This window comes from Mesonia oceanica (assembly GCF_902499555.1).
Classification (GTDB): domain Bacteria; phylum Bacteroidota; class Bacteroidia; order Flavobacteriales; family Flavobacteriaceae; genus Mesonia; species Mesonia oceanica.
Genome location: NZ_CABVMM010000011.1, coordinates 26,427 through 47,613 on the forward strand (window position 1 = coordinate 26,427; position 21,187 = coordinate 47,613).

The window sequence follows — 21,187 nt, forward strand, 5'->3', positions numbered from 1 at the left end:
AGGTGTATTTTTCGAAATTCTTAGGATATTTTGGCAGCACTTTTGCTATTTTTAGCCTGTGAGAAATTTAATCATTTACATATTTATTTTATTCAGTAGCGTTTTAACCGCTCAAAATTCATTTAAAAAAGGGGAACAGCTTTTTAAAAATGAACAATGGTTAGAAGCAAAATCTAAATTTCAGGAGGTAGAAAGTAGTTCTGCCAATTATCCCAAATCACAAGAATATTTAGGGGATATTGCAGCTCACCAAAAAGAATGGGATGAAGCTTTAGATTACTATGAGTATTTAGTTGAAAAATATCCTGAAAGCGCTAATTATAATTTTAAATATGGAGGTGCTTTGGGAATGAAAGCGCTTACACTTTCTAAAATGCAAGCAGCGTTTTACATTTCAGATATCAAATATTACTTGAAACAAGCAGCTCAATTAGATTCCAAGCACATCGAAGTACGTTGGGCATTAGTAGAATTATACATGGAATTGCCTGGCATTTTGGGAGGAAGTTCAGAAACTGCTTATCAATATGCCTATCAATTACAAAAAATAAGTGAAGTGGATGGGTGGTTGGCCAAAGGATTTATCGCTAGAAAGGAAGAAGATTTCAGTTTAGCCGAAAAGTATTTTAAAAATGCACTAAGAGTTGGAGGTTCGGTTACTTGTTATGAAAAACTTTTAGAGCTATACTTACAAAATACCAAGGAACATCATAAAGCGAAAAATTTATTGGAAGAAGCTAAAAAAGCTCATCCTCATGCAAATTGGACTTCTTTTGTAAGTAAATTTTCGTAAGAATTTTTATTATTTTTTTCTATTGAACCTCTCCTTATTCAATCTCAATGAAAAGGAATCTCGATGACTTCGGCTATTGATAATCGCTCTTGAATTAATATCTTTACATTTTCAACTAAAAACTATTCTATGCGCGTACATTTTATTGCCATTGGCGGAAGCGCTATGCATAACCTTGCATTGGCTTTAAACGAAAAAGGAGATGAGGTAACCGGAAGTGATGATGCGATTTTTGAACCTTCAAAATCCCGATTGGAAAAAGCCGACTTGTTACCGGAAGAAATGGGTTGGTTTCCTGAGAAAATTACTTCAGCGCTTGATGCGGTAATTTTAGGGATGCATGCCAAAGAAGACAATCCAGAATTGCAAAAAGCGCAGGAATTAGGTCTGAAAATTTATTCTTATCCCGAATTTTTATTTGAGCAAAGTAAAGATAAAACCCGTGTAGTGATTGGAGGCTCTCATGGGAAAACTACCATTACTTCGATGATCTTACATGTGTTGCATTACCACGATAAAGAGGTAGATTTTATGGTAGGTGCACAATTGGAAGGTTTTGATACCATGGTGCATCTTACCGATGAAAACGATTTTATGCTGTTGGAAGGAGATGAGTATTTGTCTTCTGCGATTGATCTTCGACCAAAATTTCATTTATATCAGCCCAATATTGCTTTACTAAGCGGAATTGCTTGGGATCATATTAATGTATTCCCTTCTTTCGAGAACTATATAGAGCAATTTAAACTCTTTACCGATTCTATGGTAAATGGAAGTATTTTGGTATATAATGAAGAAGATCCAATAGTAAAGGAAATTGCAGAAAGTGCAACCAAACCTACAAGAAAACATCCGTATTCAACTCCAGAATATTTTGTGGAAAATGGAGAGACCTATTTAAAAACCCCGGAAGGTGATATGCCTATTGAAATTTTCGGGGAACATAATTTAAATAATCTTGCGGGCGCTAAATGGATTTGTCAACATATGGGCATTGATGAAGAAGATTTTTATGAAGCTATAGCAACCTTTAGTGGAGCTTCAAAGCGTTTAGAGAAAATTTGTGATGTGAGGGGAACGTTAGCATATAAAGATTTTGCCCATAGTCCGTCGAAAGTAAAGGCAACTACAAAAGCCGTAAAAGAGCAATTTCCCAAAAAACAGTTGGTAGCTTGTTTAGAGCTACATACGTATAGCAGTTTAGATACAAAATTTCTTCAGCAATATGAAAAAACTTTAGCGGCAGCCGATGAAGCCATTGTTTTTTATTCGCCAGAAGCTGTCCGCTTAAAAAAATTACAAGAGATTGATGCTACCCAAATAGAAGAAGCATTTCAGCATAAAAATTTAAAAGTTTATACCAATCCGCAATTATTTCAAAACTATTTAAAAACAGGGTCATTCGCTAACGCAGTGATTTTATTTATGAGTAGCGGGAATTATGGTGGTTTAGATTTTGAGCAGGTGAAGGAGTGGATTTAGAAAAAAATTACACTCCAAATTGTTCAAAGTGGTGATTAAGGTGTTTGTATTGCATTTTTCCCCATTGTTGTTTTGAGAATTTTCCAAAGATAGGATGGGGTTTCCAGTCTTCTTTATCTTTATGATTGTGGAATTCATCGATAAGCAAAGCTAATTGTTGCCTTTCTTCTATAAAATCTTTATCAGAATTAACTATCAATTCTTTCGCCGTAGGCAAGTTCCTTTTTAAAGGCTTATCATTATATAGCGTGGGCTTTACTATTCTCATAATCAAGTTTAATGGGAAAGGAGGTTTCTTAATAGTCTCTTTATCCATCGCTATTAAAATAGGTTTTTGGCAATGATGAAGCATTTGTGCGACATCCATTTCACCCCAATTTCTTTTCGCATCGGGAGACAGAGCTTTTAACCTCGTCTTTATTTCTTGATATGTAGAGGTATCAAATAATGATTTCATAAAAAGTGTTTTCTATAAAAGTAATATTTATTTTTTGTTCTTATCTTTAAGTATGCAAGAAAACAATAAGCCAGTTTCCATTAAATATTGGGCAGAAGGAGATCGCCCTCGTGAAAAGTTGCTAGATAAAGGAAAAATAAGCCTAAGCGACGCAGAGTTGATTGCTATTTTAATTGGGTCAGGAAGTAAAAATGAAAGTGCAGTTGAATTGTCAAAGCGCATTTTAGCAGCTTCTGAAAATAAATTAAATGAGCTCGGAAAACTTTCTGTAAAACAATTAACGAAGTTTAAAGGTATTGGTGAAGCAAAAGCTGTGACCATTGTTGCTGCATTAGAATTAGGAAGGCGAAGAAGGGGAGAAGAAGCGGTAGAACGAAAGCAAATAACTTCTGCAGAAGATGCCTTTGAGGTAATGCAACCTATTATAGGTGATTTAAATCACGAAGAATTCTGGATTATTTACTTAAATAATTCCCATAAAATTTTACAAAAACTTCAATTGAGTAAAGGCGGAATGACAGGCACCCTAGTGGATGTTCGTTTGGCTTTTAAAAATGCACTGGAAGTTGGGGCAACTGCAGTAATTTTAGTTCATAATCATCCTTCGGGAAGTTTAAACCCTAGCCAAGCAGATAAAGCACTTACCAAAAAACTAATTGCCGGTGGAGAAAGTTTAGATATTAAAGTGCTGGATCATTTGATTATAACGCAAAATTCCTTTGTTAGTTTTGCTAACAAAGGAATTTTATAATTTCTTTTATAGGTTTAATTAAGATTGGTAATATATCCAGTCAGAAAATGCATTACAGTCGAATGTATTGTCATACATAATAGGATTATCTGGGTCAAAAGGGTTCTCTTTATAAAAAATATATCCACATTCTTCGCCTTCTAATATAAAACGATAATAGAAGCAATTCCAAGAACCTTTTGTATAAACATCAAATGATTTTCTGCTTGATCCAAAAAAGCTTAAGTTGTAATAGACTAAAGGATAGGCTTCTGATACAGGTCTAAGAACATAGCATCTTGGAATGCCATGAGGCTCTCCTGTAGATGGGTCAATATCTCCTTTTGCAATTTCTAATCTCAAAGAATAACTATCACAAGAATTGTCGAAATTATCATCTGTGAAGGGCCTAACGCCATCATAGGTAAAACTATAAGTGGTACTAATAATACCAAGTAAATCATCCCCAAATTCAGATTTTTCTACTTCGCTGTTTAAAAAAATATCAAGATCCAATTCGCCTGTTAAACAATTACTTAAAGTGAAAGAATTATTAGCAGTATAATTTCTTTCATTTTTTAGGTTTAAATCTTCTTGTACATTTTCTTGACTTTCGTTCATTTCATTGCTATCACTAACAGAATCTAAATTATCATCTACTGAGCATGACATTAGAATGCTTAAAAGCATTAAAAGAATAATTTTTTTCATAATATTGGTTTTTAATAAGTTCAATAATAAATTTAGTGTTTTGTTATATGCTATATGTTAATGAAAAGCTAAATTAAGACTGGATTTTAAATAAATTTTATGAATGATACCCCTAAACTGTTAATTTATGTAAGTGCTGTAACGCCTAGAATCAACTATACGTTTCGGCAAATTTGTACTTATATTTTAGGGTTAGACATAAAGTTTACTTCAAAAATTGAAGAGTTTATTGCTCATGATGGAGTTAAAATCTCCTATGGGAAGCAAAAACTGGGAAGTGAGTTTTTTATTCAATCTTCAGGTCTTTTAAACGAGCAAGGTTTTAGCGATATAGAGGTAAGAGTAGGGAAATGGGGAGACGTGGTTTGTTTTTTTAGGACTTCAAAAGATAGCGACATTCCGTTTGATATTTTTGCGGCTTCTTTTTACATGTTAAGCAGGTATGAAGAGTATTTGCCTCACGTAAAAGATGAGCATGGTCGTTTTCCTTCTAAAGAAAGTTTAGCATATAAGAAAGACTTTATTACTAGACCGGTAGTAGATATTTGGGCCCATAAGTTTAAAAATATATTAAAGGAGCGTTTTGATAACCTTGAGTTTCCTGAAAAACAATATTCCAACCGAAATATCCTAGCTGTAGCAGAAGCCTATAAATATAAGAAAAAAGGCATTGTAAGAAGTATTGGTGCCAGTATTCGTGATTTATTCACTTTCGATATAAGTCAGTTTTTAGAACGTATAGAGGTTTTATTGTATCTTAAAAAAGATCCTTATGATATTTATGAAGATCTCATTAAATTTTCTAAGCAGAATAATCTGTATTGGTATTTTTTATTTCAACTAAGCAATTATAGTGTTAATAGTAAAAATATTAGTTATAATAAAATAAAATACCACGCGCTTATCAAATCCATGGGCGATTATGGGAAGATAGGTTTGTTACCGGGCTACGAAGCCTTATCAAGTTTTAAAACTTTAAAATTAGAAAAAAATAGGTGGGAGTCAATTGTCAATAGACCTTTGGAAGTTTGTTTAAGTTATTTCTTTGATATTAATTTACCCAACTTATATAATAATTTTGATAAGTTAGAGATTAAAGAAGACCATTCGATGGCCTTCGTAGATCTTCCTGGTTTTAGGGCTGGTACTTGCCGCCCGTTTTTATTTTACGATATTAATTTTGAAAGGATTTCTCCCTTGGTTATTTATCCACCGGCATTTAACAGTTTTTCTTTTTGCAATTTTTCATTCTTTGAAGTGAAAACCCGTTTGCAGCAAATAAAAGAAGAAGTAAAGCAAGTAGGTGGGATTTTATCGGTGGTATTTCAAAATTCAGATTTTGATGGAGAGCAGCAAAAAGAAAAAACCTTAGAACTAATTAATATTCTCAATGATCATGGAGAAGGGTATTAAACATATATTTTTTGATTTAGATCATACCTTGTGGGATTTTGAACGGAATTCTTCGTTGGCATTTCAGGAGATTTTTGAAAAGCATCAAGTCCCTGTAAAAATTGAAGATTTTTTAGAATTGTATATTCCTATCAATAATACCTATTGGGCAGATTACAGGAATGATAGAATTAATAAAGAAGAGTTAAGGTATGGGCGCCTATCTGATACTTTTAAAGCAATGAATATAAGGGTAGAAAGAAAACAGATAGATTTACTTTCCGAAGATTATATTGCTCATTTACCCAAGAATAATTATTTATTTGAAGATGTTCATTCAACATTAAATTATCTACAACAAAAGTATTCTTTGCACGTTATTACGAATGGATTTTCAGAAGTTCAGGTGTTAAAATTGAAGAATAGTAAAATTGAAGATTATTTTATGACGGTTACCACTTCTGAAGAAGCAGGTGTGAAAAAACCACATCCCGATATTTTTGGTTATGCGTTAGAAAAAGCAAAAGCACTGCCAACCGAAAGTTTAATGATTGGTGATAATTTGGAAGCCGATATAATGGGGGCAGAAAATTTTGGAATAAAAGCAGTACTTTTTGGTGAGACTGTGCAAACTTCCAATTATTCCGGAAAAAAAATTAACAAATTAAAACAACTTTTAGAATTCATTTAAAATGAAAAAAATAGGATTATATTTTTTATTAGTATTTATCGTTTCATTCAGTTTTTCAGCAAAAGCGCAAGAAAAATATAATATAGATAAGCTTAATTATTATAAATACGTAGTAATTCCCATTCAGTATAAATTTCAGGATGAAGATAATGAGTATATGCTTAATTCATTGACTAAGTATCTATTAAATCAGGAGGGTTTTGATACTTATATGGATGTTGAAAGTAAGCCAAACGATTTAAAATTTAATAGATGTTTGGCTTTATATGTTGATGTAATAAGTGAGTCTGAAAGTTTTTTCTCACTTCAAACTAAATTAGATCTTGTTTTTAAAGATTGTAATAATGAGGTGATATTTAAAAGTGAAGGAAAGAGTCGGATAAAAAATTATGAAGAATCTTATAAAGATGCCTTAAAAGAAGCCTTTGAGGTTTTTGGAAGCGCTAATTTTATTTACAAATACAATGGTAAAAATAATTACGATCAGACACATTCTGTTAAAGCGGAACAAAGTGAACCTGAAATAAATGAAATTACTCAAGTAGATAAGATTGAGTACAATTTACCGGGGACTTATTCTTTATTCAATGAAAAGTATAAAATTGATAAAATTGAAGCTGGCTATATTATGCTTAATGCGGAGAGCGGAGATAGAAAAGCATTTATTAATGTGACGAGTGATCATTCCATTTTATTTAATTCAGAAAAAATGAATGGTAAAATGAAATTTACCAACGATGGCAATTTAGAAATTGAATATTTTAATAATGATACCGGAAAATTAGAAAAAGCGACACTTTATAAAGTAGAGTAATTAGTAATCATATTTTCCATTCCATAAAGCCTTGAGATACTCTCTTAAGGCTTTTTCTCTTTTATTATTTCCGGGTTCGTATAAAAGGGTGTTTTTTACCTCGTCTGGTAAAAATTCGGCTTGTGTGAAGTTGTTTTCATAATTGTGGGCATATTTATAATTATCACCATAACCTAAATCTTTCATCAACTTGGTAGGAGCGTTTCTTATCGATAAGGGAACCGATAAATCCCCCGTTTGCTTTACCAATTGTTGTGCTTTATTAATGGCCATATAACTCGCATTGCTTTTTGCGGAAGTGGCTAAATAAATAGCGCATTGACTCAAGATAATACGAGCTTCCGGATAACCAATTGTCGTAACCGCTTGGAAAGTATTATTGGCAATCTGAAGTGCTGTTGGGTTGGCATTACCAATATCCTCGCTTGCCAAAATAAGTAATCTACGCGCTATGAATTTCACATCTTCTCCGCCTTCAATCATTCTTGCTAGCCAATAAACTGCCGCATTGGGATCACTGCCACGAATAGATTTTATAAAAGCTGAAATTATGTCGTAATGTTGCTCGCCAGTTTTATCGTACCTAACAGTGTTCTTCTGAACTTTTTGTTCGACCAAATCATTAGTCACTACTACTTTTTTAGTGTCTTCAGAAGTGACAATTAATTCAAAAATATTAAGTAGTTTACGGGCATCCCCACCACTTAAGCGTAAAAGCGATGCTGTTTCTTTTAACTCAATTTGATAGCTTGCTAGAATTTTGTCTTTTTCAATAGCGCGGTTAATCAACGCTAATAAATCTTCTTTGGTAAATTCGTTTAATACGTAAACCTGACATCGGGAAAGTAGGGCAGGAATCACTTCAAAGCTAGGGTTTTCGGTAGTGGCACCAATTAATGTAACCCATCCTTTTTCAACTGCTCCTAGCAAAGAATCTTGTTGAGATTTACTAAATCTATGGATCTCATCTATAAACAGGATAGGGTTTTTAGTGGTGAATAAACCATCTTGTTTTTTCGCCCTTTCGATTACTTCGCGAACATCTTTTACGCCACTATTGATAGCACTTAGGGTAAAAAAAGGTCGGTTCGCTTCGTTAGCAATAATATTAGCCAGTGTTGTTTTACCAACTCCGGGAGGTCCCCATAAAATTAAAGAAGGAATCATTCCTTTTTTAATCTGGTTTTTAAGACTTCCGTTATCACCTATTAAATGGGTTTGACTAAGATAATCTTCTAATTTTTCTGGTCTTAATCGTTCTGCTAATGGTTTGCTCATAATACAAAGGTAGGATTTGAAAATGACAATTTTACCTGTTTTTAGAATTGGTTAAGCTTTTGCTATCTTGTATTTAATGAAAAATGAAAATACTTCTTATCGGTTAGATCATATAAGTTTAGGAATCCCATTAGCTGCGGTTTTAGCAATTTGGATTGTTTATTGGTTAGAAGTAAAGTTTGGTTTTTTTCTTAACCCATTTGGGATTCAACCAAAAAGTTTAATTGGGTTGAGGGGAATTTTCTGCTCTCCTTTTATTCACGGAAGTATAGAACATCTTTATAGCAATACTATTCCATTATTTTTATTGAGTTTAGCCTTGTTTTATTTCTACAGAAAGTTAGCCTTTAAGGTGCTTTTGTGGGGATGGTTAGGAAGTGGATTTTTAACTTGGTTGATTGCAGATCATGGAACTACTCATATAGGTGCAAGTGGAGTAATTTATGTATTGGCCAGTTTCTTGTTCTTTAAAGGGATTTGGTCAAAGCATTATCGGTTAGTTTCACTTTCTTTAATAATTGTTTTTATCTATGGAAGCTTGGTGTGGGGAGTTTTACCCGGTGTGCCGGGTGTTTCTTGGGAAGGTCACTTATCAGGTTTTATTACTGGTATTGCCTTGGCATTTATCTACCGGAAAGTTAAAGTAATTGAAATAAAAAAATACGATTGGCAAAAGGAAACTTATAGCGAAGAGGAAGATGAATTTATGAAACATTTTGATGAGGATGGAAATTTTATTCCAAGTTCAGAAATGGAGAGTTTTGAAGAAGAGTCCTCAGATTCTACAGCCAATATTGCGCAAGTGAAAATTATATATGAATTAAAAGAAAATAAGAACAAAAATTAAAAACGTTGTCTTACTACTTCATAGAGAATAGCTCCACAAGCTACGGAAACATTTAAAGAAGAGATTTCTCCTTTCATAGGTAGTTTAGCTTTGTAATTCACCATCTTTAAAAGTGATTTAGAAACACCTTTTCCTTCACTACCCATAATAATAGCAGTAGGTTTTTTAAAATCGACATTATAGATATAATGATCTGTTTTTTCTGTAGCGGCAACTGTTTGAACATTATAAGAAGCTAAATAGAAAAGGGCATCTTTTAAATGATCTACTTTACACATAGGAATATTAAAAATTGCTCCAGTTGAGGTTTTTACTGTCTGATCGTTAATAGCTGCGCCTCCTTGTTTTGGTAAAATAATTCCGCTAACTCCAGTGCATTCTGCGGTTCTAATAATAGCTCCTACGTTTCTCACATCGGTTAGCTCGTCTAGGATCAAAAAAATAGGATTTTCATTTTTTTGAAAAGTAGTCTCCAGCAGTTCTTCAATAGAAATAAATGAAATAGGGGATATTTTAGCAATAACACCTTGATGATTCTCTTTGGTTAGCCTGTTTAGTTTTTCTATAGGTACGTAAGAAATTTTGATACCTTCTTTACTTGCCAAAGAAGTAATTTCTTTAATCCCGGAATTATTACTACTCTTTTGGATAAAAATTTTATCAATCTCTTGATCGCTATGTAATGCTTCAAGAACGGAATGTATCCCAAAAATTTGTTGATTTTTCATAGGGGGTAAAAATAAAAAAACCACCTCAATTTTGAGGTGGTTTAAATCAATTAAATATGATGTTTAATGTTCATCTTCTACGAAACCAGTTCTTCTGTATCCCGCGAATTGATAAATAGTTCCTGGGTCATCAGAAAATTCAGCTTCAAAGTAGATACTGTCACTTACATTTCCTGCTTCGGTTAAAGCTTCATTAGTTAAAACTTTACCGTTATTTATATTAACATTGATCTCGTAATCTTCTACTTGATTAACTAAGTTATCTCCACCAAAAGTTTTATTATCAAGACTTGTTACTGGTGTTTTTACCTTAAAATCGTAAAGATTTCCATTATCATTGATCCATAGAGTGTCAGCAGAATTCGAAGCCGTGTTGTAAGTATCTAGCAGATAATAATCACTTAATGGTTGATTGTCTAATAAAATCTTCACGTACCATTCTCCTGATACTCCTTGTACTGCTGTTTCTCCAGCATTAAAATCTTCGTACCCATCGTCTTCACAGGAAATAATACTAAATCCAAGAAAAAACAATGCTATAATTTTAAAATATTTTTTCATTTTGTTTCTTTTTATTGTTTAGTGAATGTTACTCCATATACACCTCCTTGAATACCTAGGGCCAAGGAAAAAGAAGTGTCAGAATTAACACTTCCCCCTGTACCTGGGACTATGTTAGGGTCTCCTATAATAGGACCAAAGTCAGAGCTTTGGGTAGGAAATACTATAGAGCCATTTCCTAAATCAATCATGTAAATTCCTATCTCATTAGGAGGTAATGCATCTGAATTTGTGTAATAACCATCAGCAAATTTACTGACTTCATTTTCTCCACCGTTTCCTGATAGATACTCTCCTGTTAAATCTCTGTTAGTAGCAGTTTCTTTATCTCCTACACCTACATATCTTACAGTAGAGGCAGAGTAACCATCAGTATTGGTGGCAGAATATGTAAGTATGTATAATCCTGGTGTGTTGGAATCAACTTCTCCGGTTACTTCTACTTCTATTTCATTACCATCCTCAGTTGCAATTACTCCCGGATCAACATAATCTTCTCCTAATTGATGCAAAGAATATTGCTTACCTTCCATTTGGAATACGGCATAATTTGTAATATCTGATTCTATAGGATCTTCTGGACTACATCCAATCAATAATCCAAGCGAAATAGCAAAAAATAGCTTATATATATTTAAGTTCATAATTTTCTTTTTTTTTAATTTATTTTTGATCCCACCAAACTTTTACAAGTAAGTTTTGTTTTTGATTCAAGTTGGAGTTTCTTGTAACTTCATTGTCAGGATAGAAAACACTACTTGGAATTGAATTCCCTGGCAATACAGATGTTACTGATACCAACCTTCTTCCTAAGCTATAATCTGGAGTATTAGAAACTAATTCAGGAAATTTAGTTCTAGTAGTCTCTATCCAAGCTTCAATATTATTAACTCCAGCTAGGGCAACCCATTTCTGTATGATAATTTGTTCTACCAATTCTTCTGTAGAGACTGTTGTATCAAATTCATAGGCTCCTCCAGTACCAATCATTTCATTAGCAACAGTAACTGCTTCAGTATTAGTGTAATCTTCTGTTTTTGATATATTTAGCAAGAAAGATTGTACTATTCCTTGATTGTAAAGACTCTCAGCAGCAGCAGCTCCCGAATATCTTGCTAAAGCTTCAGCTTGTAAAAAGCTACTTTCAGATAAAGTAATAAGGTAAACAGGGGTTAGTGGAGCAACTCTAGGTCTTGAAAATTCATTTGATTTTTGATTGCTAAAATTACTAGTAATACCATCTCCTTGATCTATTCCTATATACTCACCATTTTTATTAGCTCTATATATAGTTTTTAATCTGATGGTATCAGAATTAGATTCTAGATATTCGTGTAAAGAATTACTCGCTACATTATTAACATCACCTAGACCTGTAGATGCTATTTGTACTTCATAGAAAGGGTTTCTTTTATCAGTAGCATCTATAAAAGCATCAAACTTTGCATCTGCTGTGATAAAGTTACCATTGTTGAGAAGTGCTAATACTTCAGCACTATTATTTTGAGAAGTATAAGACATTCTCATATAAAGCTTTAGTTTTAAGGTGTTAGCGAATTGTATCCAACTTGTCATATCTGCACCATAAATAAGGTCTTGTGCACCTACACTACTTTCAACAGGGTTTTGTTCGTATTGAGCTAAAGCACTATCTATTTTTGCTATTAAATCTAAATAAATTTCTTCTCCACTAGTGGGCATAGGAGATAGGTTATTTTGACCTTCTAAAGCTTCTGTGTAAGGGATATCCCCAAAAACATCCGTTAAGATTTGATAGGTATAGGCTTGTAAACAAGTAGCTATTAAATAAGTTCCCGTTTCACCATTTTCTTCAGATTTGTCAAGTACAAACTTTGCATCATTTAATGCACCAGCATATAGTTCAGTCCAAAGTCTATTAGCATAATCTACATTGATATTATAGGTATCTATGTTTTCATATTGACTAGCTCCTGGAGACTGAGTATAATATTGGGCATATATTCCACCTAAATTAAATAAATCTCCACCCATTACCGTTACTAATGATCCTTCAACAGCCGATAGGGCTAGACCCGCATCGATTTCTTGTGGACTATTAGGATCTTCGTTAATATCTAATTCACTATCACAGGAGTATAACACTACCAATAAGGATAGTAACAAAAATTTTATATTATTCTTCATTTTCATTTTTTTTTAAAATTTCGTTTTAATACTAAAACCAACACTTCTCGTACTAGGATTAGCACCAAATTCACCAAATTGACCTGATAGACCTGTTCCAAAAGTTGATACTTCAGGATCAATAAATTGATTGTCTTCTGGTGTCCATACAAATAAATTTCTTCCTATCACAGAAAAACTTAATGCATCCATAAATGTTTTATCTAACAGTTTTGAAGGGATGCTATAAGAAATTACAACTTCTCTTAATTTAACAAAAGATTTATCGATAACTTCACCTCTATTTAGAGCTTCTGCTCTATAGTAATCATCTTGATGTTCTCTATCTACAGGAGTAGAATTTTCTACGTAAGTTATGGAGCCATCGTCATTGAGAACTTGTTGTACTGAGTTTGATACAACAAAAGGTCTTCTGTCGTTATACATGGTTACTGTAGAATTTCCTGTAAACCTCATAATACTAGCAGTTCTACTAAACATTAACCCTCCTTGTCTTGAGTCTAAAGTGAAATCTAAGGATAAATTTTTATAACTTAAATTATTAGAAAAACCAAGGGTATAATCATATTGAGTATCTCCATATACTTCTTTTTCAGAAGCAGCAATAGGAACACCATTACTATCTACTATAATTTGGCCACTATCAGTTCTTGCGGGAACAGAGCCTTCTATAAGACCTATGGTTTGTCCTTCTCTTGCTAGAAGAGATGTAGTGCTTAATCCTGCTAATGATACTTGATCTATTCTATCATCCAATTCTTCTAACTTAGAATTATTGGTTGCAAAATTAATAGAGGCTCTCCAAGTAAAATTATTGGTTTTGATTGGAGTGATAGTTACTAAAGCTTCTATACCTTTATTGGAAATGGTTCCAACATTAGCTTGTTGACTCGTGTAACCTGTAGAAGGTGCGAATGGAAGGGCTAAGATTTGGTTTTCTACTTTTGAATCATAGTAGGTGAAGTCAATTCCTAGTCTGTTAGAGAAGAATTCTAATTCTGCCCCTACTTCAAATTCTTTTCTAGTTTCAGGCTTTAAATTAGAATTTGCTGCTCTGTTACCTACTTCATACGCATTAACACCTCCTAATGGAAAGTTTAGGTTAGCAAATCCTTGGTTATCTGCAGAACCGGGTACAAATACTGAATTTACAAGATAAGGAGAAGTATCAACCCCTGTAGATCCATAACCTGCTCTTAATTTACCGTAATTCATAAAGCTAGTTAAACCATCAAATGTTCTAGTAAATACCCAACTTGTATTTACACCTCCATATAAAATTGAATTATTGCCAAGCGGTAGTGTAGAATACCAGTCATTTCTAATATTTCCTGTTAAAAATAATTGATTTTTTAAATCAAAGGTTGTTGTGTTAAAAATACCGTAAAGTTTACGAGTAGACCTTAATGATGATGCTTGAGGTTGTTGACCAGAATTGCTTAAACTATAAAAACCAGGAATATTTTGACTACCCACTTCTGCTGTAAGAGAATTACTCTCTCTTATATTGATATTAAAACCAGAGGTAGAAACCACACCAATACTTTCATTGATATCTAAATTAAGATCATATAGGATATCATGATTTAATTGCTTGTAAGTTAATTGGTTTTCATAATAGGAACCAGGGTATTCGGTAGAAGTCCCATCATTTGGTGAGCCTGGAGCAGCATCAACAATAGCTTCCCATTTTCTTAGTTGTGAACTATAAGTATCTAATCCAAAACGATAAGTTAAATTAGACCAACTATTAATATCCAGGTCAAGCGTAAATGATCCATATACTCTTTCTTTATTATATTTAGAACCATTTTCATTTAGGGTAAAATATGGATTAGTTACTCCATAAGGAGTGAAATAATTAGAAACATTATTAAATGGATCATTATAATCTTTAAATCCAGAAATATTTATGTCTGTAGGTGTTTGTAGGATGTTGTTGAAAACAGTTAACCCTTGTCCCGCAGCAACACTAGATCCTGAAGTGTTTACATAGTTTAAATTTCCTGAAAAATTAAGGAAGCCCACTTTAGAATCTGCTGACAATGATAAATTATTTCTTTCGAATGAATCTGCATCAGTTGGGTAGATACCATCCTGTGATAAATTAGAATAAGACATTCTGGCAGTTGATTTTTCATTACCACCAGAGACGGCTACACTATTTAAATAAGATGTACCGGTAGTGAAAAAGTTTCTCATTTGATCTTCTTGAAAAGAATATGGCTTTAGTTGTTGTGAATTGTTAACGATATTTCCCCATACTCTAGTTTTACCATCGAATCTTGGCCCCCAAGAACCATTTTCACCTAAATAGTGAACAGCATCCCAACCTTGACCAAAAGTTTCTTGTCGATTAGGGGTTCTATTAACTCTAGAAAAGAAAGTGGTTGTAGATAAGTCTACCGTTAATTTACCGGCTTTTCCTTTTTTTGTAGTAATTACCACTACTCCATTGGCTCCTCTATTACCATATAGAGCAGTAGCAGAAGCTCCTTTTAGTATGGTGATGTTTTCAATATCTTCAGGATTAACGTCTTGTGATCCTCGTCCAAAGTCATATCCTCCATTAAGATCATCATCAAATGCACTTTGGTTATTCATAGGTACACCATCAATAACATATAAGGGTTGGTTGCTTCCTGATAAAGTACTAACCCCTCTGATAATCACTCCAGAAGATGCGCCAGGATCTGTAGAAGCACTTGCAATGGTAACCCCGGCTACTTTACCTTTAAGAGAGTTGGCAATATCAGACTGTGCCCCTTTAACAATTTCCTCTGCTTGAATTGTGGCTGTAGCAGCACCTATCGAAGACTTTTCTCTTTCAATACCTGCGGCAGTTACAATTACTTCCTCCAATTGGTTTCCGGCTTCTAGGCTTACATTATAGCTAGACTGTCCACCAATAGTTACTTCTTGGGTTTCAAAGCCCACATAACTAAATTCAAGTACATCTCCGTTAGAGACTTCAATAGAGTAATTACCATCAAAATCGGTTTGAGTACCGGAAGATGTTCCTTGTACTATGATGTTCACCCCTGGTAGAGGGAGACCATCTCCATCTGTTACCATACCGGTAACAGTTTTTTCTTGTGCAAAAGTAATTTGCACGACAAACGCTAATAGTAGCGTTAGAATTCCACTAAACTTTGTTCTCATTTTATAATTTATTTGAATTAGCCAATACCAAAAATGAATAATAATAGTGTAAATACCAACTTTTTTTTAAAAAAAATCCAATTTTGATGCATTAAAACTAATCCTTGCATTTTAAAATTCTGTTGATAATTTTAAATGGACAGTCGTGTTTTTTATTTCAAAGCTTTGATTTTCAGTTTTCCCGTTAGCAAATATCAATTTAAATAGGCCACTCTTGGTGTTCAGTCCGAATCCAAATCCAAAACTGATTAAATTGCTGTTTTGGTTCAGGTTTTGGTTTTTTAATTTACCAAAATCTAGAATAGTGTTGGCGTATAAGCTTTTGTCTACAGTATATCTGTATTCTGTATTGAAAAAACTGTAAAGGTTTCCAATTAGGCTGTTTTCTCTAAATCCTCTTAATGTGTTTATTCCTCCGGTTCTAAAAAGTTCATTGGTTAAATAGTTTTCAGAGTTTAAATAACCTGTGTGGTTTGCTATATAGATAAAGTTTCTGTTATTGAGTTTAAAATTATGGAATCCGGAAAATGTAATTCTTTGTTGATTAATTCTTTTGTCGTTATTTTCTCTATTCCCGATTTCTGTATTTAAAGAAATATACGATATGTTTTTGAAGATGGTTTTATTGTCTGTTTTTGAATAAGTGATTCTTCCGGTCAGGTAATTGGAGTTGTAATCGCTGTAGTTTTCTAAGCTGGTTTGGTTTTCTTCTAATAAATAGTTAGAGTTTTCGGTTTTGTAACCCGTAGAGAATTTTAATAGGGGGTTGGCGGTATAAGTTCCTTTAATTTCTTGCGTGCTGTTAGAGAAGGTGGAGTCCTGTCTTGTTAAATTTAAAGATGCCTCTGCGCTGATAGGGGTGTTGAATAGATATGGTAAAATTACTTCAGCATTAAAATAGGAGTATTCATCTCCATTGTTTTTATATTCAATATGAAGTTCTTCTCCATAATTTAGATTATTGGTAAGCTGAAGGTTAATGTGGCCGTTTAATTGCAGGTTGCTGTTTTCTTCGCTATTTGAAAACCCTAAAAATCCATCAAACAAATTGCTGTTTTGTTTTTCTAAGTATAAAAACACGGTCGTCGAGTCATTAGTGAATAAAACTTCAGGTTTTCTGATTTGATTTGCGAAACTTAAGTTTTGCAGCGCTTTTGTTTTTTTGTTGATGCTTGTTTTGTTGAATTCTTTACCTGTTTTTAAGCGTAAATAATTATTAAGAAAACTGTGGGGGAATTTCTCGTAACCTTTAATGGTGATTTTATCTAAAGTTCTTTTTTTTGAAGATGAAATTGCCATTTCGGCTATTAATCTGTTTTTTTCTTTTTTGATGTTTGTTAATTGGATGCTGGAGAAAGGTCTTCCTTTGTTGGATATTTCTTCATTTAGACTAATTAAGTATTGCTCGATATTTTCAGTGGGCAGGGTGACTGAGTCTTGAAGTTTGGTTTCTTTCAGTTTTAATTCTTGGTTAATCGAATCTGAGTTCTGTAAATACAGGGTGGTTTCTTTGTAAAAAGAACCTAACTCTACTTTTCCTATATATATGGTTGCTTTTTTTTCTTTTTCAACTTCAATTTTTCTTGCATCTATGTAACCTTTTTTTTGTGAAAAGTGAATTATGGAATCTAGCTCTGCTGATAAACTTTTAAAATTCGGGTGTTGTTTTTTGTAATTAAGTTGGTTGATGAATTTTTGTTTTGAACTGTCTTTTGTGGTAACCTTTAATTCTAGGTTTTGACAGAGTATATTGCTGTAACAACTCAGAAATATAAAAAGGGATATGTAAATTTTTTTGTTGATAAATGATTGTTTTAGAATACTAACGGTAAATATGCTTATTCTTATGTTGAGGGTTAAGAAAAATTAATCTGTTTGAAAATTAATGAATTATAGTTTGAATAGTTGAAATATATTTCTACATTTGCAAACCCTAAAAATAGGGATAAATAATTTTAATTAATTAGTTGTAAGTAGAATTTATGCCAACAATTTCACAATTAGTACGAAAAGGAAGGGCCAAAATAACTAAGAAGAGTAAATCGGCTGCTTTGGATTCGTGTCCTCAGAGAAGAGGGGTTTGTACGCGTGTGTATACCACTACACCTAAAAAACCAAACTCTGCTATGCGTAAAGTAGCAAGGGTAAGGTTGACCAATGGTAAAGAGGTGAACGCATACATCCCTGGTGAAGGACACAATTTACAAGAGCACTCGATAGTATTAGTTAGAGGCGGAAGGGTTAAAGATTTGCCAGGTGTTAGATATCACATTGTTAGAGGAGCTTTAGATACCGCAGGTGTTGAGGGTAGAACTCAGAGAAGATCTAAGTACGGAGCGAAACGCCCTAAAAAGTAATTCAAAAACTTTTAAAACGAAGAAATGAGAAAAAGACAGGCTAAAAAAAGACCTCTTTTACCGGATCCTAAATTTAACGACCAGTTGGTAACAAGGTTTGTTAATATGATGATGTGGGATGGTAAAAAATCAGTGGCATTCAAGATTTTTTATGATGCTATTGCTATTGTAGAGGAGAAAAAGCAAGACGAAGAAAAAACTGCTTTAGAAGTTTGGAAAGATGCTTTATCAAATGTGATGCCGCACGTAGAAGTAAGAAGTAGAAGAGTGGGTGGTGCGACTTTCCAGATTCCAATGCAGATTAGACCAGATAGAAAAGTTTCAACAGCTATGAAGTGGTTGATTTCTTTTGCTAGAAAAAGAAATGAAAAATCAATGGCTGCTAAGTTAGCTGCTGAAGTTTTAGCTGCGGCTAAAGAGGAAGGTGCTGCTGTTAAGAAGAGGGTAGATACTCACAGAATGGCAGAAGCAAACAAAGCATTCTCACATTTTAGATTCTAAATATAATGGCACAAAGAGATTTAAAATTTACAAGAAATATAGGTATTGCGGCTCATATTGATGCTGGTAAAACAACAACAACAGAGCGTATACTTTATTATACAGGTATTAGTCATAAAATAGGAGAAGTGCATGATGGTGCTGCTACTATGGACTGGATGGAGCAAGAGCAGGAAAGAGGTATTACAATTACTTCTGCTGCGACTCATTGTACTTGGCCTTATAGAGATCAAGAGTATATCGTTAATATTATTGATACTCCTGGTCACGTTGACTTTACAGTAGAGGTTGAGCGTTCACTTCGTGTGTTAGACGGTGTTGTTGCATTGTTTAGTGCTGTAGATGGGGTTGAGCCTCAGTCTGAAACAGTTTGGAGACAGGCTGATAAATATAGAGTTCCTCGTTTAGGATTTGTGAATAAAATGGACCGTCAAGGTGCGGATTTTTTTAACGTGTGTAAGCAGGTTAGAGAAATGTTGGGAGGGAACCCTGTTCCTTTGCAAGTTCCAATCGGAGATGAGATTGACTTTAAAGGAGTGGTTGACTTGATTTCTAAAAAAGCAATTATTTGGAATGATGAAGATCACGGGATGACTTATGAGGAGATTGATATTCCTGAAGAGTTAAAAGATGATGTTGATATGTATAGAGCTCAGTTGGTAGAGGCTGTAGCTGAATACGATGAAGCTTTGATGGAGAAATTCTTCGAAGATGAGAGTTCTATTACAGAAGATGAAATTATCGCTGCGCTTAGAGCTGCAACTATAGATATGTCTATTATACCTATGATGTGTGGTTCTGCGTTTAAAAATAAAGGGGTTCAAGCAATGTTAGACGCGGTAATGCGTTACTTGCCTTCTCCAGTAGATGTAGATGCGATAGTAGGAACTAATCCTGATACAGGAGAAGAAGAATCTCGTAAGCCAAATGTAGATTCTCCATTTTCAGCGTTAGCATTTAAAATTGCAACAGATCCTTTCGTAGGTCGTTTAGCTTTCTTCAGAACTTATTCTGGTACTTTGGATGCTGGTTCTTATGTTCTTAATAACCGTTCAGGTAAAAAAGAGCGTATCTCAAGGATGTATCAAATGCACTCTAATAAACAAGAGCCAATTGAAAAAATTGAAGCTGGGGATATTGGAGCTGCGGTAGGTTTTAAAGATATTAAAACTGGAGATACTTTAACAGATATGGATCATCCGATCGTTTTAGAATCTATGACCTTCCCTGCGCCGGTAATTGGTGTTGCGGTAGAGCCAAAGACTAAGGCAGATGTCGATAAGATGGGGATGGCTTTGGCAAAGTTAGCTGAAGAAGATCCAACTTTCGTTGTGAAAACTGACGAGGTTTCAGGTCAAACTATTATTTCAGGTATGGGAGAATTACATATTGAAATTTTAGTAGATCGTTTAAAAAGAGAATTCAAAGTAGAGGTGAACGAAGGTGAACCTCAGGTTGAATATAAAGAAACAGTTACTAAAACTGCTCAGCACAGAGAGGTTTATAAAAAGCAATCTGGTGGACGTGGTAAGTTTGCAGATATCATTTTTGAAATGGGACCTGTAGATGAGGATTTTGAAGGTATAGGTCTTCAATTTGTTGATGAGATTAAAGGAGGTAGAATTCCAAAAGAGTTTGTTCCTTCGGTTCAGAAAGGTTTCGAAGAAGCAATGAAGAACGGTCCGTTGGCAGGTTTTCAGGTAGATACACTTAAAGTGGTATTAAAAGATGGGTCTTTCCACCCGGTGGATTCAGATCAATTATCTTTTGAATTAGCTGCGAAAATGGGATTCAAAGCTGCTGCTAAAGCTGCAGGTGCTGTTATCCTTGAGCCTATTATGAAAAATGAAGTAGTTACTCCTGAAGAGAATATGGGGGATATCGTAGGTGACTTGAATAGAAGAAGAGGACAGGTAAATAGTATGTCAGACAGATCTGGTGCTAAAGTGATTAAAGCTGAAGTGCCTTTATCAGAAATGTTTGGTTATGTAACTACCTTGAGAACTTTATCTTCCGGTAGAGCAACTTCTACTATGGAATTTTCTCATTATGCTCAAACTCCTTCTAATATTTCAGAAGAAGTGATTAAAGCGGCAAAAGGAGCAGCTAACGAATAAAATTAGGAAAATGAGTCAAAAAATTAGAATAAAATTAAAGTCTTACGATCATAATTTAGTAGATAAATCTGCTGAAAAGATTGTAAAAACTGTAAAGACAACTGGAGCTGTGGTAACTGGTCCAATTCCATTGCCAACTCATAAAAAAATCTTTACTGTATTACGTTCTCCACACGTAAATAAGAAATCTAGAGAGCAATTTCAATTGAGCTCTTATAAAAGATTACTTGATATTTATAGTTCTTCATCTAAAACAATTGATGCTTTGATGAAGTTGGAATTACCAAGTGGAGTAGAAGTAGAGATTAAGGTCTAATAGAATTTCTGAGTTCAATCTCAGAAAACATGTCCCGAGCTGCGTGCGAGGGAAAAACGGAGAGAGTATATTCAGGACAAGAAT

20 protein-coding genes are annotated in these 21,187 nt (G+C 33.7%); 11 read left to right on the top strand and 9 right to left on the bottom strand.

Annotation, left to right across the window (positions count from 1 at the left end; genetic code table 11):
- The first annotated feature begins 58 nt into the window (after positions 1 to 58).
- Both FVB9532_RS13655 and FVB9532_RS13660 read left to right on the top strand, forming a co-directional pair.
- Positions 59 to 793: a tetratricopeptide repeat protein gene (locus FVB9532_RS13655; protein WP_150545742.1), complete on the top strand. Its 735-nt coding sequence runs from the start codon at positions 59 to 61 to the stop codon at positions 791 to 793.
- Between the two features lie 129 nt (positions 794 to 922).
- Entirely contained in the window at positions 923 to 2,275 is a 1,353-nt protein-coding gene (locus tag FVB9532_RS13660) for a UDP-N-acetylmuramate--L-alanine ligase (RefSeq protein WP_150545743.1), read from the top strand.
- Positions 2,276 to 2,282: 7 nt separating this feature from the next.
- Here FVB9532_RS13660 and FVB9532_RS13665 read toward each other — a convergent pair whose 3' ends face one another.
- Entirely contained in the window at positions 2,283 to 2,732 is a 450-nt protein-coding gene (locus tag FVB9532_RS13665) for a DUF1569 domain-containing protein (RefSeq protein WP_150545744.1), read from the bottom strand.
- Between the two features lie 52 nt (positions 2,733 to 2,784).
- On the opposite strand from FVB9532_RS13665, the gene radC reads away from it, so the two are divergent.
- Positions 2,785 to 3,483, top strand: a complete 699-nt coding sequence (gene radC, locus FVB9532_RS13670) for a RadC family protein (RefSeq protein ID WP_150545745.1) — start codon at positions 2,785 to 2,787, stop codon at positions 3,481 to 3,483.
- 18 nt (positions 3,484 to 3,501) lie between these two features.
- Here radC and FVB9532_RS13675 read toward each other — a convergent pair whose 3' ends face one another.
- A complete protein-coding gene (locus FVB9532_RS13675; RefSeq protein ID WP_150545746.1) occupies positions 3,502 to 4,173 on the bottom strand; it encodes a hypothetical protein in 672 nt (223 codons plus the stop codon).
- Positions 4,174 to 4,272: 99 nt separating this feature from the next.
- On the opposite strand from FVB9532_RS13675, the gene FVB9532_RS13680 reads away from it, so the two are divergent.
- From FVB9532_RS13680 to FVB9532_RS13690, 3 genes are read left to right on the top strand one after another with little or no spacing between them, the layout of a single operon-like run.
- On the top strand, positions 4,273 to 5,586 hold the full coding sequence (locus FVB9532_RS13680; protein WP_194716554.1) for a DUF7033 domain-containing protein: 1,314 nt from the start codon (positions 4,273 to 4,275) through the stop codon (positions 5,584 to 5,586).
- The gene (locus FVB9532_RS13685; protein WP_150545747.1) at positions 5,570 to 6,256 is read left to right on the top strand and encodes a YjjG family noncanonical pyrimidine nucleotidase; all 687 of its coding nucleotides are present in this window, start codon (positions 5,570 to 5,572) and stop codon (positions 6,254 to 6,256) included. The genes FVB9532_RS13680 and FVB9532_RS13685 overlap by 17 nt, the downstream gene beginning before the upstream one ends.
- 1 nt (position 6,257) lies before the next feature.
- On the top strand, positions 6,258 to 7,070 hold the full coding sequence (locus FVB9532_RS13690; protein WP_150545748.1) for a hypothetical protein: 813 nt from the start codon (positions 6,258 to 6,260) through the stop codon (positions 7,068 to 7,070).
- Here the strand turns inward: FVB9532_RS13690 and FVB9532_RS13695 are convergent, their stop codons facing one another.
- Positions 7,071 to 8,348, bottom strand: a complete 1,278-nt coding sequence (locus FVB9532_RS13695) for a replication-associated recombination protein A (protein WP_150545749.1) — start codon at positions 8,346 to 8,348, stop codon at positions 7,071 to 7,073.
- Positions 8,349 to 8,424: 76 nt separating this feature from the next.
- On the opposite strand from FVB9532_RS13695, the gene FVB9532_RS13700 reads away from it, so the two are divergent.
- Positions 8,425 to 9,195, top strand: coding sequence for a rhomboid family intramembrane serine protease (locus FVB9532_RS13700; protein ID WP_150545750.1), 771 nt, complete (start codon positions 8,425 to 8,427; stop codon positions 9,193 to 9,195).
- Here the strand turns inward: FVB9532_RS13700 and rlmB are convergent.
- The 6 genes from rlmB to FVB9532_RS13730 form a co-directional block, all read right to left on the bottom strand.
- Positions 9,192 to 9,923, bottom strand: coding sequence for a 23S rRNA (guanosine(2251)-2'-O)-methyltransferase RlmB (gene rlmB / locus FVB9532_RS13705; protein WP_150545751.1), 732 nt, complete (start codon positions 9,921 to 9,923; stop codon positions 9,192 to 9,194). The genes FVB9532_RS13700 and rlmB overlap by 4 nt on opposite strands.
- 63 nt (positions 9,924 to 9,986) lie before the next feature.
- Positions 9,987 to 10,484: a lipid-binding protein gene (locus tag FVB9532_RS13710; RefSeq protein ID WP_150545752.1), complete on the bottom strand. Its 498-nt coding sequence runs from the start codon at positions 10,482 to 10,484 to the stop codon at positions 9,987 to 9,989.
- 11 nt (positions 10,485 to 10,495) lie between these two features.
- On the bottom strand, positions 10,496 to 11,128 hold the full coding sequence (locus tag FVB9532_RS13715) for a DUF5011 domain-containing protein (protein ID WP_150545753.1): 633 nt from the start codon (positions 11,126 to 11,128) through the stop codon (positions 10,496 to 10,498).
- Positions 11,129 to 11,147: 19 nt separating this feature from the next.
- Entirely contained in the window at positions 11,148 to 12,650 is a 1,503-nt protein-coding gene (locus FVB9532_RS13720; protein ID WP_150545754.1) for a SusD/RagB family nutrient-binding outer membrane lipoprotein, read from the bottom strand.
- Between the two features lie 12 nt (positions 12,651 to 12,662).
- Entirely contained in the window at positions 12,663 to 15,812 is a 3,150-nt protein-coding gene (locus tag FVB9532_RS13725; RefSeq protein ID WP_228482351.1) for a SusC/RagA family TonB-linked outer membrane protein, read from the bottom strand.
- A gap of 111 nt (positions 15,813 to 15,923) precedes the next feature.
- Positions 15,924 to 17,111 (bottom strand): POTRA domain-containing protein, encoded by a 1,188-nt coding sequence (locus FVB9532_RS13730; protein ID WP_150545755.1) that lies wholly within the window; start codon positions 17,109 to 17,111, stop codon positions 15,924 to 15,926.
- A 683-nt stretch (positions 17,112 to 17,794) separates the two neighbouring features.
- Here FVB9532_RS13730 and rpsL point away from each other — a divergent pair.
- The 4 genes from rpsL to rpsJ are packed head-to-tail and all read left to right on the top strand — an operon-like array spanning position 17,795 to position 21,103.
- Positions 17,795 to 18,169 (top strand): 30S ribosomal protein S12, encoded by a 375-nt coding sequence (gene rpsL / locus FVB9532_RS13735; RefSeq protein ID WP_010230128.1) that lies wholly within the window; start codon positions 17,795 to 17,797, stop codon positions 18,167 to 18,169.
- Between the two features lie 24 nt (positions 18,170 to 18,193).
- Complete coding sequence (rpsG, locus tag FVB9532_RS13740; protein ID WP_150545756.1) at positions 18,194 to 18,670, top strand: 30S ribosomal protein S7; 477 nt, start codon at positions 18,194 to 18,196, stop codon at positions 18,668 to 18,670.
- 5 nt (positions 18,671 to 18,675) lie between these two features.
- Positions 18,676 to 20,787 carry an elongation factor G gene (fusA, locus tag FVB9532_RS13745; protein ID WP_150545757.1) on the top strand — a complete coding sequence of 704 codons (2,112 nt, stop codon included), beginning with the start codon at positions 18,676 to 18,678 and terminating at the stop codon, positions 20,785 to 20,787.
- A gap of 10 nt (positions 20,788 to 20,797) precedes the next feature.
- Positions 20,798 to 21,103, top strand: a complete 306-nt coding sequence (rpsJ, locus tag FVB9532_RS13750) for a 30S ribosomal protein S10 (protein WP_007094989.1) — start codon at positions 20,798 to 20,800, stop codon at positions 21,101 to 21,103.
- Positions 21,104 to 21,187: the final 84 nt, after the last annotated feature.